Source organism: Actinoplanes sp. ATCC 53533 (genome assembly GCF_003947245.1).
The window spans coordinates 1-12650 of sequence record NZ_QHHV01000022.1; the positions used below are offsets into that span (position 1 = coordinate 1).

At 71.7% G+C, this 12650-nt stretch carries 15 protein-coding genes; 12 read left to right on the forward strand and 3 right to left on the reverse strand.

Translation table 11 applies throughout. The features are described 5' to 3' along the window. The first annotated feature begins 231 nt into the window (after positions 1-231). From bioD to DMB66_RS08585, 7 genes are all read left to right on the forward strand, one after another. The gene (bioD, locus tag DMB66_RS08555) at positions 232-1005 is read left to right on the forward strand and encodes a dethiobiotin synthase (RefSeq protein ID WP_125803492.1); all 774 of its coding nucleotides are present in this window, start codon (positions 232-234) and stop codon (positions 1003-1005) included. A gap of 124 nt (positions 1006-1129) precedes the next feature. After that, entirely contained in the window at positions 1130-2416 is a 1287-nt protein-coding gene (locus DMB66_RS08560; RefSeq protein WP_199752147.1) for a hemolysin family protein, read from the forward strand. A 145-nt stretch (positions 2417-2561) separates the two neighbouring features. Next, the gene (locus tag DMB66_RS08565) at positions 2562-3140 is read left to right on the forward strand and encodes a GAF domain-containing protein (RefSeq protein ID WP_125803493.1); all 579 of its coding nucleotides are present in this window, start codon (positions 2562-2564) and stop codon (positions 3138-3140) included. 205 nt (positions 3141-3345) lie between these two features. Further along, positions 3346-3573: a hypothetical protein gene (locus DMB66_RS08570; protein ID WP_125803494.1), complete on the forward strand. Its 228-nt coding sequence runs from the start codon at positions 3346-3348 to the stop codon at positions 3571-3573. Between the two features lie 44 nt (positions 3574-3617). Continuing rightward, complete coding sequence (locus tag DMB66_RS08575; RefSeq protein ID WP_125803495.1) at positions 3618-4526, forward strand: diacylglycerol kinase family protein; 909 nt, start codon at positions 3618-3620, stop codon at positions 4524-4526. 166 nt (positions 4527-4692) lie between these two features. Next, positions 4693-4905, forward strand: a complete 213-nt coding sequence (locus tag DMB66_RS08580; protein WP_125803496.1) for a hypothetical protein — start codon at positions 4693-4695, stop codon at positions 4903-4905. 76 nt (positions 4906-4981) lie between these two features. Beyond that, positions 4982-6412 carry a hypothetical protein gene (locus DMB66_RS08585; RefSeq protein ID WP_125803497.1) on the forward strand — a complete coding sequence of 477 codons (1431 nt, stop codon included), beginning with the start codon at positions 4982-4984 and terminating at the stop codon, positions 6410-6412. A 7-nt stretch (positions 6413-6419) separates the two neighbouring features. On the opposite strand, the gene DMB66_RS08590 is transcribed toward DMB66_RS08585, so the two are convergent. Then, entirely contained in the window at positions 6420-7553 is a 1134-nt protein-coding gene (locus tag DMB66_RS08590; protein WP_125803498.1) for an MBL fold metallo-hydrolase, read from the reverse strand. Between the two features lie 121 nt (positions 7554-7674). Here DMB66_RS08590 and DMB66_RS08595 point away from each other — a divergent pair, with 121 nt between their 5' ends. After that, positions 7675-8253 carry a hypothetical protein gene (locus DMB66_RS08595; protein ID WP_125803499.1) on the forward strand — a complete coding sequence of 193 codons (579 nt, stop codon included), beginning with the start codon at positions 7675-7677 and terminating at the stop codon, positions 8251-8253. Between the two features lie 23 nt (positions 8254-8276). After that, entirely contained in the window at positions 8277-9773 is a 1497-nt protein-coding gene (locus DMB66_RS08600) for a deoxyguanosinetriphosphate triphosphohydrolase family protein (RefSeq protein WP_125803500.1), read from the forward strand. Between the two features lie 8 nt (positions 9774-9781). Here DMB66_RS08600 and DMB66_RS61070 read toward each other — a convergent pair whose 3' ends face one another. Further along, positions 9782-9952: a hypothetical protein gene (locus tag DMB66_RS61070; RefSeq protein WP_158647179.1), complete on the reverse strand. Its 171-nt coding sequence runs from the start codon at positions 9950-9952 to the stop codon at positions 9782-9784. 138 nt (positions 9953-10090) lie between these two features. Here DMB66_RS61070 and DMB66_RS08605 point away from each other — a divergent pair, with 138 nt between their 5' ends. Genes DMB66_RS08605 through DMB66_RS08615 form a run of 3 tightly spaced genes read left to right on the forward strand, consistent with a single transcriptional unit; the run spans position 10091 to position 11802 of the window. Beyond that, positions 10091-10642 carry a hypothetical protein gene (locus tag DMB66_RS08605; protein ID WP_125803501.1) on the forward strand — a complete coding sequence of 184 codons (552 nt, stop codon included), beginning with the start codon at positions 10091-10093 and terminating at the stop codon, positions 10640-10642. 21 nt (positions 10643-10663) lie between these two features. Beyond that, positions 10664-11428 (forward strand): HipA family kinase, encoded by a 765-nt coding sequence (locus DMB66_RS08610; protein WP_125803502.1) that lies wholly within the window; start codon positions 10664-10666, stop codon positions 11426-11428. Next, a complete protein-coding gene (locus DMB66_RS08615) occupies positions 11425-11802 on the forward strand; it encodes a DUF3037 domain-containing protein (RefSeq protein ID WP_125803503.1) in 378 nt (125 codons plus the stop codon). Before DMB66_RS08610 ends, DMB66_RS08615 begins: the two co-directional genes overlap by 4 nt. On the opposite strand, the gene DMB66_RS08620 is transcribed toward DMB66_RS08615, so the two are convergent. Beyond that, positions 11788-12609 carry a MerR family transcriptional regulator gene (locus DMB66_RS08620; RefSeq protein WP_125803504.1) on the reverse strand — a complete coding sequence of 274 codons (822 nt, stop codon included), beginning with the start codon at positions 12607-12609 and terminating at the stop codon, positions 11788-11790. The genes DMB66_RS08615 and DMB66_RS08620 overlap by 15 nt on opposite strands. Between the last annotated feature and the right edge of the window lie 41 nt (positions 12610-12650).

Below are 12650 nucleotides of genomic sequence, written 5' to 3' on the forward strand. Positions count from 1 at the left end.
CCACGCCACCGAAGCCGGCAACTCCCCAGAGACGGCCCACGCCACCGAAGCCGGCAACTCCCCAGACGACGGCCCACGCCACCGAAGCCGGCAACTCCCCACGAGACGGCCCACGCCACCGAAGCCGGCAACTCCCCAGAGACGGCCCACGCCACCGAAGCCGGCAACTCCCCAGAGACGGCCCACGCCACCGAAGCCGGCAACTCCCCGGAGACAGTCCGGGCCACTGTGGTGGCGGCGCCGGAGCCGGCCGCCCGCTCGACGGCGCGTCCCGCGGAGGCCGGCGAGTGGCGGGGCATCGTCCTGATCACCGGCACGGACACCGACGTCGGCAAGACGATCGTCACCTCGGCGATCGTCGCCGCCGCGCAGGCCGCCGGGTTGCACGTCGCGGTGATCAAGCCGGGCCAGACCGGCACCGCCGAGGGCGGCCCCACCGACATCGACCTGATCACCCGCCTGGCGCACCCGCACACCACGCGCACCCTGGCGTCGTATCCGGAGCCACTGGCCCCGCTCGCGGCGGCCCGGGTGGCGGGGATGGCGCCGCTGGAGCTCTACGAGGTCGTGGACGCGGTCCGGGCCGAGGCCGACAAGCACGATCTGGTGCTCGTGGAGGGTGCCGGCGGCCTGCTGGTGCCGATGGGCGTACGCCCCTCGGGCGCGGCCTGGACGGTGGCCGACCTGGCCACGACGCTGGGTGGACAGACGATCGTGGTGGCCCGCGCCGGCCTGGGCACCCTGAACCACACCGCCCTGACGCTGGAGGCGCTGGAGCGTCGCGGCGTGCCGGCCAAGGTGGTGCTGGGCGCGTGGCCCGCGGAGCCCGAGCTGGTGCACTGGGCAAACCTCACCGAGCTGGTCCCGCACCTGGTGGGCGCGCTGCCGGACGGCGCCGGCGCGATGGAGCCGGGCGTCTTCCAGCGCTCCGCCCCCGGCTGGCTCACCCCGGCCCTGTACGGCGTCCTCGACGACTGGCGAGTCTGGGCCGACGAGGTCAGCTGAGACCCGCGCCTCGGCACCGAAAGGGGGTTCGCAGGGTTTTTCCTGCCTGCCGCCGAGCGGTCGTAACCGAGTGTCGATAGCCTGTGTGGCTTGTGACCCAACCGCCTGAGGGGCTGAAACTGTCGTGGATGGCATAGGCGGGCAGGTCTTGCTCGTGCTGGTGCTGGTGCTGGTCAACGCGGTCTTCTCCGGCAGCGAGATGGCGCTGGTGTCGTTGCGTGACAGCCAGGTGCACAAGCTGGAACGAAATTCCCGCCGCGGCCGGGTGCTGGGCCGGCTCACCCGGGACCCGAACAGGTTCCTGGCCACTATCCAGATCGGCATCACGCTGGCCGGCTTCCTGGCCTCCGCGGCCGCCGCGGTCTCGCTGTCCAAGCCGCTCGTCGAGCCGCTGGGCTTCCTCGGCTCGGCCGCCGAACCGGCCTCCATCGTGCTCGTCACCATCGTGCTGACCTTCGTCACGCTGGTGATCGGGGAGCTGGCCCCGAAGCGGATCGCCATGCAGCGCACCGAGGGCTGGGCGCTGCTGGTCGCCCGGCCGCTGGACATCCTGTCGACGATCTCGCGCCCGGCGGTCTGGCTGCTCAGCGTCGCGACCAACCTGATCGTACGGCTGGCCGGCGGTGACCCGTCGGCGCAGCGCGAGGAGGTCAGCACCGAGGAGATCCGCGACATGGTCGCGGCCCAGCAGGACTTCTCGATCGAGCAGCGCACCATCATCAGCGGCGCCTTCGAGATCGCGGACCGGATCCTGCGGGAGATCCTGGTGCCGCGCCGCGACGTGCTGACCCTGGCCACCGGGCTGGCCGCGCCGGAGGCGCTGACCCAGCTCATCGCCGGCGGGCACTCCCGCGCGCCGGTGGTCGGGCCGGCCGGGCTGGACGACGTCTTCGGCGTCGTGCACCTGCGGGACCTGGTCGGCGCGCAGGGGCCGGTCGACGCGGTGGCCCGGCCGGGGTTGTTCCTGCCGGAGACGCTGCGGGTCTCGGACGCGCTGCGCCAGATGCGCTTGGAGCGCCAGCAGATCGCGCTGGTGGTCGACGAGCGCGGCGCCATCGACGGCATCATCACGATGGAGGACCTGGTCGAGGAGATCGTCGGGGAGATCTACGACGAGACGGACCGGGACGTGCAGTCGGTGGTGAAGGAGCCGGACGGCGCGCTGCTGATGCCGGGCTCGTTCCCGATCCACGACCTGCCCGACATCGGGTTCGACGGGGCCGGCGACGAGGGCGACTACACGACCATCGCGGGCATGGTGCTGGCCGCGCTCGGGCACATCCCCACCGATCCGGGCGAGGTGGTGACGCTGCCGCAGTTCACGGCCGAGGTGGTCGAGGTGACCGGGCGGGCGATCACCCGGGTCCGGCTGCGCGCCGTCCCCCGCGCCACCGAGGACGACGAGGACTGACTTTCCCGCCTCACAGTTTGTGCGATATTCGCGCCCGTCGCGACCATCGTGGCTATTTCGGCGTTCGTAGCCATTGCGGATGACCTGGTTACTTTCACTAGGCTCACAGTGACCGCGAGCGATCATTGCGTGAGGTGGTTCCCCCATGACGAACAGCAGCCCGGCGTCGGGCGAGGCCTATGAATACCTGGACAACGTCAGCCCCGAGGAGCAGCGCCGCCTCGAGGCGGTGCGCCGCTACCGGCTCGTGGACCAGCCGGTGGAGGACGCGTACGACCGGATCGCCTTCGTGGCGGGCGCCATCTTCGACACTCCCATCGCGACGGTGTCGCTGGTGGAGCAGGACCGCGTCTGGCTCGCCGCCTGCCAGGGCCTGACCGGCGTCCGCGAGATCGGCAAGGAGCCGGGCCTGTGCGCCTCGGTCATCGCGCAGGACGACGTCTACGTGATCAACAACGCCGCCGTCGACCCCCGGACGCTGGAGCACCCGCTGGTCCGCGGCGAGCTCGGCCTGCGGTTCTACGCCGCGGCCCCGATCCGCACCCACGACGGCTACCGGCTGGGCACCGTCAACGTGATCGACAACCGCCCGCGGGACGCGACGAAGCGGCAGCTCACCGCCCTGGAGCACCTCGCGTCGATGGTCGCGGACGAGCTTGAGCTGCGGCTGATGGTGATCCGCAGCGCCGCCGCCGAGCAGCGCATGCGCGAAAGCGTGCACTGAGGACGACCCGGACCAGTCAACAAGTGAGGGGCGGCCGGCACCGGCCGTCCCTCACTCTTTGTAGGTGCCATATGGCAGATAGCGACAGAGCAACCATCCATATGCCTTGTGTTACCGCCGTCGATGCCGCAAACTGGGTGACACAGCGGTCACACGTAGCCAAAAAGGGCATCGTGGTGCCGCGCATCCGGGAGGGAGCGGCCCGATGTCAGTACGACGGAACCGGCCCCGGCCCCGCAGCGTCGAGCACAGGCTCGCCCGCCGCGAGGCGCACCGCCTGACCCCCCATCGGCGGGGCGTCACCAGCAAGAAGATCGCGACGAAGCGGACCCGATTCGGGTCCGTTCTTCGTCTGGCCACCGGCATCGGCTCCCTGCTGGCGTCCGTCGCGGCCATCGCCCACCACGTGATCCAGATGATCCGTGGGTCGTGAGGCGAGAGGCGTAGAAATGCCTGGCACCGGGTAACGCCGGTGCCATGCGGACTCCCCGGAAAGTCGCCGTGGTCGCCCACCGGCGCAAGACGCTCGGCGGCGGGCTCGACGAGCTGCGCCGGCTCATCACCGACGAAGGCGTCGACGAGCTCGCCTGGCACGAGGTGCCGAAGAGCCGCAAGGCACCCAAGCAGGTGCGCAAGGCGCTCGCGACGGAGCCGGACCTGCTGCTGGTCTGGGGCGGCGACGGCATGGTGCAGCGCTGCCTGGACACCCTGGCGCGGACCAAGGGCGGCGCGAAGGTCCCGGTCGGCATCATCCCGGCCGGCACGGCGAACCTGCTCGCCACCAACCTCGGCGTGCCGCACGACCTGGCCGAGGCGGTGCGGATCGCCTTCCACGGCGAACGGCACAAGATCGACCTGGGCGTGCTCAACGGCGAGCACTTCGCGGTGATGGCGGGCATCGGCTTCGACGGCGCGATGATCCAGGACGCGGACGGCAAGCTGAAGGACCGGCTGGGCAAACTCTCGTACGTCTACACCGGCCTGCGCCACCTGGACGGCGAGGCCCCGAAGGCGGCGATCAAGGTGGACGGCACACCCTGGTTCGCCGAGCACGCGAGCTGCGTGCTGGTCGGCAACGTCAGCACGGTGACCGGCGGCATCAAGGCCTTCGACGACGCGAAGCCGGCCGACGGCTGGCTGGACGTGGGGGTGGCGACCGCGCGCGGGGTGACCCAGTGGGCCCGCACGATGGGCCGGATGGCGGTGGGCCGTTCCGAGGACTCGCCGTTCGTGCACATGACCCGCGCCCGGCGGATCGACGTGAAGCTGAAGAAGCCACTGACGTACGAGTTGGACGGTGGCGCCCGGGGCGCGGTCAAGAGAATCCGCGTAGAGGTCGCGCCGGCCGCCGTCAAGGTCTGTGTCCCCCATCAGCGAATCGGATAAGCGACAGAAAGTGCATGTCACCTTACGTACCGCTAATTCTGGTTTATAGCTCTTAAGGCCGATCAATCCCCTGGTCCGTAGCGGTGCAGCGACCCCACACTGATGGCGTCGGGCACCGCTACGCATCTCCAGGGGGTTCGCAATGCCGTACCACCAGAGTTCCGCAGTGAGCGTCGCAACGGTCATGACCGCCGCCACCGTCATCGTCATCGGCTACCGCCTCGGCCGGGCCCACGCGGCCTGGCGAGACGTCCGCTCCACCAAGCGCGACCTGCCGGCCAAGCGCCGGATCGCCTGGGGACACACGTGGCCGCTCGTGTTCGGAGCGTTCTTCCTGTTCCTCACCGCCGCAGCCGCTGCCTACGACGCCAGCCACTGAGAACGCCGGCCACCACGAACGCATGTCGGGTTTGCTATGTGTGGCCGGGTGGCCACGGAACTGGCAGAGTGCCGGCATGATTTGGACCGGACGGGCTGACGAGGCCGCCGCGCTGGGGTTGTTGCTGGATCGGACCTATGCCGATGCGGCCGCGGCGGCCGAGCACCCCCGGCTGCTCGATCGGGAGTTCCTGATCGGCCAGTTCGATCTCTGGGACGACCATCTGCTGCCCGCCGTGGCCGCGGGGAGCGCCTCCCTGCGCACCCGGCGGGCCACGGCACGGGCGGTGTGGCGTCGGCTCGGGTTCGTGGCCGGCGCCGATCATCGGGCCTGGATGGCCGATCACCTCGACGGCCTCGGCCTTGATCCCGGCGCGCTGCTGGGTCCCGCGTGGCATGATCGCCGGCCGTTCCGCAGCCAGGACGGCCGGCTCCTGCCCGCCGCGCAGCCGCTGACCGGCGCGTCCACGGCGCTGATCAATGCCGACTACGACCTGGCCGGCGGGGGCGTCGAGGGCGCTCGGATGGAGTTGTCCGGCCCGGACCTGTCGCGGATCGGCGGATTTCTGAAGCTGTCGGCGGGCGGCCGGCGCTACCCGGCGGCCGCCGGGGCGCCGCCGGAGCTGCACTTCCGCTTCGGTACGGCGACCACGTTCGGCTTCCCGCATGCCGAACGGGGCTCGGTGCGGTTGTCCGGGCCGCCGTCCGTCGAGATGACGCCGGACGGGGTCAGCCTCGGTGTGCCCGCTTCCCCGATGGATCTCCGGCTGGCCGCCCGGGGCGTGACCTGGTATCCGCTCGACGATCTCTGGCACGAATCGGCGGCGGCGCGCGACGCCGACGCGGGCGCCTACGAGAGCGGGCCGGAGCTTCCTGAGCACCGATCACCCGCCGGCCCGGCGGGCACGCTGCAGGTGCTCCAGTTTCTGATCATGAGGCAGCTGCGGATGATGCGCTACGCCGGGCAGCTGCGGCGCTGGGAACTCGCCGCGGCGGGATCCCTCTGCCGGGGGATCAACGCGGAGCTCTTCCGGGTGCGGCCGGCAGCGTTGCGGTCCCGGACCGCAGCGCGCCGGCTGCGGTCGATGATGGAGACCGACGACGGCCTGTCCCGTGCCTTCCTCCGGCGCACCGGCCGCGAGATGCGCCTCGACGTCCCCGGGGTGCCCGGCGCGGTGCCGCCCACCCCGGTCCGGATCACCGTCGGCACCGCCGGGCGGCTGCTCGACGCGCTGGACTTCACCGCCGGCCGGTTGCGCCTCGTGGACGTCGTCGCCGACCGGACCGTCATCCACCTGGACGCCTGCCACGCGGGACGGGACACAATCGTCATCCTCGTGCTCGACGAACCGCAGGGCTGCGCGCCGCTCACGGTCACCCCGGACGGCCTGGCCCTCGCCCGCCGACCCGTCCTGGCGGCGACCGCCGACGACATCTCCCTGACGATCCCGCTGCCCGGCGGCGACTGGACAGCCCGGGCCGCCGCCGGCTCCTGCTACGTCGACTGAGCCGAGATCAAGCGATCGCTTGCCACCAGCCGTCCACCGCGGGTGGGTTGTCGACGTCCACCCGCTCGCCCGGGCGCGGCACGGCCAGCCGCACGTCCCGGGCCTTCGCCTCGCGCCACGCCCGGTCCGCCGGCTCCGGCCAGTCGTGCAGGGCCAGGTTGAAGGTGGCCCAGTGCACCGGGATCATCAGCCCGCCCCGCACGTCCACGTGGGCCGCGACGCCGTCCTCGGGCAGCATGTGGATGTCCGGCCAGGCGTCGCCGTAGGCGCCGATCTGCACCAGCGTCACGTCGAAGGGCCCGTGCTCCTCGCCGATCCGCGCGAAGCCCGGGAAGTATCCGGTGTCGCCCGAGTAGAACACCTTGCGGTTCGGTCCGGCGATCACCCAGGACGCCCACAGCGTCTCGTCGCGGGAGAAGCCCCGGCCGGAGAAGTGGCGGGCCGCCGTCGCGATGAACTCGACGCCCGCCACGGTCGCGCGCTCGTTCCAGTCCAGCTCGATGATCCGGGTCGGCGGCACGCCCCAGCGCTCCAGGTGCGCGCCGACGCCCAGCGGCACCAGGAACGGCGCGGCCTGCAGGTCCACCAGGTTGCGGATCGATTCCATGTCCAGGTGGTCGTAGTGGTCGTGGGAGATCAGCACCGCGTCGATCGGCGGCAGCTCGCGCAGCGCGATCGGCGGCTCGTGCAGCCGCTTCGGGCCGCTCAGCCGCGACGGGGAGCAGCGCTCGCTCCACACCGGGTCGAGCAGGACCCGGCGGCCCTCGATCTCGATCAGCGCCGACGAGTGGCCGTACCAGGTGACGTAGAGCCCGGCCGGGTCGCCGCCGGTCTCCGGCCGCACCAGCGGGATCGGCAGGGACGGGTGCCGGCGGTCGCGGTCGGTCAGCGTCGACGCCAGGATCCGCGGCATCGCGGCCGCCGAGAGCATGCTCGCCGGCACGGTGTTGCGGAACTTGCCCTCGGCGAACTGCGGGGAACGGCGGTATCGCTCGCCGCGCTCCCCGTCGGCCCGGGCGCCGATCTTGCGGGCGCCGATCTGCGCGGGGATGTCACGCGCTGCCCATGCCGCCGCGGCCCCCAGCGCCAGGGCAACCCACACCCCGGTGCGCCCCCGCCGGCCGTCTGCCTGTTTCGCCATCCGTGCATCCTCCGTGTCAGCTCTGTCCCCCGACGGCCAAGTCTGACCGCCCGCGGGCGGTCAGCGCCACCGTCGTGCTGTGGATCTCCTCAGGAAGGCGCTGGTATGTCACACTGCCGCCGTGACTGTCGACACCCTGCAGACCCAGCAACAGCTCATCGTGCGCCAGCGCATCCGCTTGATGGTCAACCAGTACGAGGTCCACGCCGTCGCCCCCGACGGTTCCGAGGCCGGCGTGCTCGCGTTCGCCCAGCAGAAGCGGATGGCGTTCAAGGAGCAGGTGACCCTCTACACCGACGACACCAAGACGACTCCCGTCCTGGGCTTCAAGGCCCGTCAGGTCCTCGACCTCGGCGCCACCTACGACATCACGGACGCCGCCGGTAGTCCTATCGGCCTGTTCCGCAAGAACTTCAAGGAATCGCTGCTGCGCTCGACGTGGCACCTCGAGCAGCCCGGCTACGGCGAGATGATCGGCCGGGAGACCAACCTGACCGTCGCGATCCTGCGCCGGTTCGTCGACTCGCTGTCCTGGCTGCCCTACCACTTCGAGTTCCTGATGGCCGGCCGCCCGGCGTTCTCGGTGGTCAAGAAGTGGGGCCTGCGCGACAAGTACGTCGTGACGATCCACGACCCGCAACTGGACCGCCGCCTGGTCGCCGCGATGTCGGTGGCCCTGGACGCGCTGCAGTCCCGCTGATCTGATGCATTAGCGTCGGGCGCATGGACGATCCGCGCGCCCGACGCCTCTTCGGTGACAGTCTCGTCGCCCCTGGTGACCTAGCCGCCAGCCCCTACCGAGTGGACCGGGACCGGATCGTCAGCTCTCCGTTCTTCGCCCGGCTCGGCGGCGTCACCCAGGTGATCAGCCCGGGCGGGGTGGGGCTGCTGGTGCACAACCGGCTCACCCACAGCCTGAAGGTGGCCCAGGTGGGCCGGGCCATCGCGGAACGCCTCGTGGCGGACGCCCGCTACGCCGACGTGCTGGACAAGCTCGGCGGCTGCGACCCGGACGTGGTCGAGGCCGCCGCGCTCGCGCACGATCTCGGCCACCCGCCGTTCGGCCACCTCGGCGAGCGGGTGCTGGACCAGCTCGCCCGGCAGCGGCTGGGGCTGCGCGACGGCTTCGAGGGCAACGCCCAGTCGTACCGGATTGTGACCAGCACCGAGATCCGCGGCCAGGCCACCATCGGGCTGAACCTGACGGCCGCCACCCGCGCGGCGATCCTCAAGTACCCGTGGACCCGCCGCACCCACCCGTCGCCGCATCCCCGGCTCATGGACCCGCCCCCGCGCGGTGCGGCGGCGCCACCGGACGACCCGGACGGCGGCTCGCTGAAGTTCGGCGCGTACACCACCGAGGTCGAGGACATGACGCAGGCCCGGCTGCCGTTCGCCGGGCGGGTCGCCGACTGGCAGCAGACCGCCGAGGCCTCGGTGATGGACACGGCCGACGACATCGCGTACGCGATCCACGACCTCGAGGATGTGCACCGGGTCGGGGTGCTGCAGCAGGGTTCGGTGGCGGCGGAGCTGACGGCGTGGCAGCGCTCGTCGTTCCGCACGGTCCCGGACGAGGACCTGGCGCACGCGCAGCGGCGCCCGGGCAGCTCGATCGAGGCGCTGCGCCGGCAACTGCACCGCAAGGACAGCTGGATCAGCGACGACGACGCGTTCGCGGCGGCGGTGGAGCAGGTCCGCGCGGAGCTGGTGGACGGCCTGCTGGCCGAGGCGTTCGACGGCTCCCTGGACGCGGAGGCCCAGGTGGCGGCCTTCTCCGCGACCTGGACCCGGCGGCTGGTGACCTCGATCGAGGTCACCGACAGCCCGGCGGTGCGCTCGGGGCACGTGCTGCTGGCCCCGGCGCAGTGGCACGAGGTGCAGGTGCTCAAGTTCGTCCAGAACAGGTTCGTGCTGGCCCGCCCGGACCTGGCCCTGCACCAGCGCGGCCAGGCCCGGCTGGTGGGCTCGCTGGTGGAGTCGCTGCTGGCCTGGCTGGCCGACCCGGACGAGACCGAGCGGCTCCCCCGCCGCATCCGCGACCTGGTGGAACTCGCCGAGGCGGAGCTGCCGGAGGGCACCCCGGACCGGATCTACCGGGCCCGCGGCCGCGCGGTGATCGACTTCGTGGCGGCGCTGACCGACAGCCAGGCGGTGGCCCTGATGGACGCCCTCTCCGGCCGCACCCGCCAGCTCTGGACCGACGCGTTTGTCCTCTGAGAGGTCAACTACCCGCTCATCAATGGGTGGGTTTGCAGGTCTCTTCCTCGCTGGCTGCCGGACTCGCGGGCCACGACGGCCACGACGGACGCAGCGGTGTCGCAGGCGCGCAGGCTTGCTTCCAACGCCGCAGCCTGTTCGGCCGTCGGCAGGAGCTTCACCCGCACTACCAGCTTCATCCTATCATCGTAACATTGGGCCCATGTTGCCGCGACGGATCCTGGACCCGGACACCTACGACTGCTGAACGAACCCCCTTGGCGTAAGTAGTGCAACTGTGTAAGCATGTAATCATAGTTTCGCTTGGAGGTTCCCAAATGCGCTTCCGTCCACCCTCAGGGGCCCGCACCGAGCCACCCGCCGCCGATGACGCCGCCGCCTGGATCACCGGGGCGGCGCCCGACGGCTGGTTCACCGAACCGCCCGAGGTCGTCGTCGACCGCGACGAGATCATCATCTGGGGCCGGGTGCCCACGCCCGAGCTGGGCGCCGACGCCACCGACGCCGACCGGTCCGCCGCGCAGGCCGGGCGGATCCACCAGTTCCGCGAGGACACCCGGGACGACCGGATCAAGGTCGCCCTCCAGGTGGAGCACCGCTACCAGCGCAAGGTCAGCTGGGGCGTGCGCTGCGGTGACAGCCAGGAGCTGTTCACCCACCTCTCCGCGCCGGTGATGACCCGGCTGCGCCAGCCCGAACGGCTGGTGCTCGACACCCTGGTCGACGCCGGGGTGGCCCGCAGCCGGTCCGAGGCACTGGCCTGGTGCGTGCGCCTGGTCGGCGAGCACACCGAGGACTGGCTGACCGACCTGCGCGACGCCATGACCAAGGTCGAGGACCTGCGCCGCCGCGGCCCCGACACCGTCTGAGGGGACCACTAGGGTTGGCGCGTGCTGTCAGAGCTCACCGCCATCCGTTATGTCACCCCGCTGCGCGAGGGCGGCTCCCTGCCCGGCATCGTCGAGGCCGCTGACCTCGGCACCTACGTGGTCAAGTTCCGCGGCGCCGGGCAGGGGCCGAAGGCGCTCGTCGCCGAGGTGATCTCCGGGGAGCTGGCCCGGCGGCTCGGGCTGCCGGTGCCGCAGCTGGTCGTCGTCGAGCTCGATCCGGTCGTCGCGCGGGCCGAGCCCGACGAGGAGGTGCAGGAGCTGATCAAGGCCAGCGCCGGCGCCAACCTCGGGATGGACTACCTGCCGGGCGCGCTGGGCTACGACCCGGTGGCGCACCCGGTCGACGCCGAGCTGGCCTCCCGCACGCTGGCCTTCGACGCGTTCGTGGAGAACGTCGACCGGAGCTGGCGCAATCCGAACCTGCTGATCTGGCACGGCGGCCTCTGGCTCATCGACCACGGCGCGACGCTCTACTTCCACCACAACTGGCCGCGCGCGGCGCAGGTGGTGCACCGGGCGTACAGGTGGGACGACCACGTGCTGAAGCCGTACGCGACCGCGCTGGCGACCGCCGGGCGCGAGCTGGCCGCCCAGCTCACGCCCGCGCTGCTCGAAGAGGTCATCGGGCTGGTGCCGGACGAGTGGCTGGCGGAGTTCGACTTCGCCGGCCCCGAGCAGGCCCGCGACGCCTACCTCGGTCACCTGGTGGCCCGCGCCGCGCAGCCGTCGGCCTGGCTGCCGGGGGCGGGGGCGGGCACAGTATGAGGATCCCGTACGAGTACGCGATCATCCGCGCGGTCCCCCGGGTCGAGCGCGGCGAGCTGATCAACGTCGGGGTGGTCCTCTACTGCCATCGGCTCGACTTCCTGGCCGCCCGCACGCACCTGCACGAGCCCCGGCTGCTCGCCCTGGACCCGAACGCCGACCTGGACGGCATCCGGGCGTCGCTGCAGTCCTGGGCGATCACCTGTGCCGGCGGGGCGGACGGCGGCGCGGCCCGCGAGATGAAGCTCGGCGAGCGGTTCCGCTGGCTGATCGCGCCGCGCAGCACGATCCTGCAAGCCGGCCCGGTGCACATGGGCCTGGCCGTGGACCCCTCCGCCGAGCTGGACCGGCTGGTCGAGCTACTCGTCCGGTAAGGCGTCCCCCACCGGCTGGGCGACGTGCACGAACGGGTCGGTGCCGGCGATGGCGTCCCACCGCGCGAGATAGACCTCCCGCACGGGCGCGGCCAGCGCCAGCCCTTCGGCGTCGACGTGCCGCGCCAGGGCGTCGTAGGCCTGCATGATCCGGGGGTAGAAGCAGTCGTCGCGGGTGACCGTGGCGAAGAGCTCGGTGTGCGCGGGCTCCCGGCGGATGACCATCGAGCCAGCGGGCTCGGCCGGGCCGTCGAACGGCACGCAGACCTCGATCGACGCCTCGCTCTCCGGCGTCACGAACCCGTGGTAGATCACCCAGTGCTCGGCGGTGAACGCGGCGCCGGCCAACTGGTCCCGCAGCCGCCACTGCAGCTGGCGGATCGTGTCGACGAGGCCCGACTGGTCGGTGTTCCGGCGGATCGACGCGACCTTGGCGGCCGGCACCTCGCGCCGGCGCACCTCATACGGCACGGCAGGCTGGGCCGGCGCGGCGAGTTGCACGCGCAACCAGCCGACGGTGCCGCGCTTGGCCGCCGTGGCCTGCTCCTGCGCGGCCCACCAGCGATCGAGCCGGACCACCGCGTCGGCGTCGGAGCCGCCCAGCACCTCGGCGACGACGGCGAGCGGCATGTCCAGGCGGCGCAGCAGGCTGATCCGGCGGGCCCGGTCGAGCTGGGCGACGGCGTACCGGCGGTAGCCGCTCACCGGATCCACTTCGGCCGGCGGCAGCAGGCCGGACAGGTCGTAGAGCCGCAACGCCTTGATCGACAGTCCGGATCGGCGGCCGAACTCGCCGGTCGTGAGCATGCCGACGATTCTGCACTAGGTAGTGGTGCTACCTTGTTGCC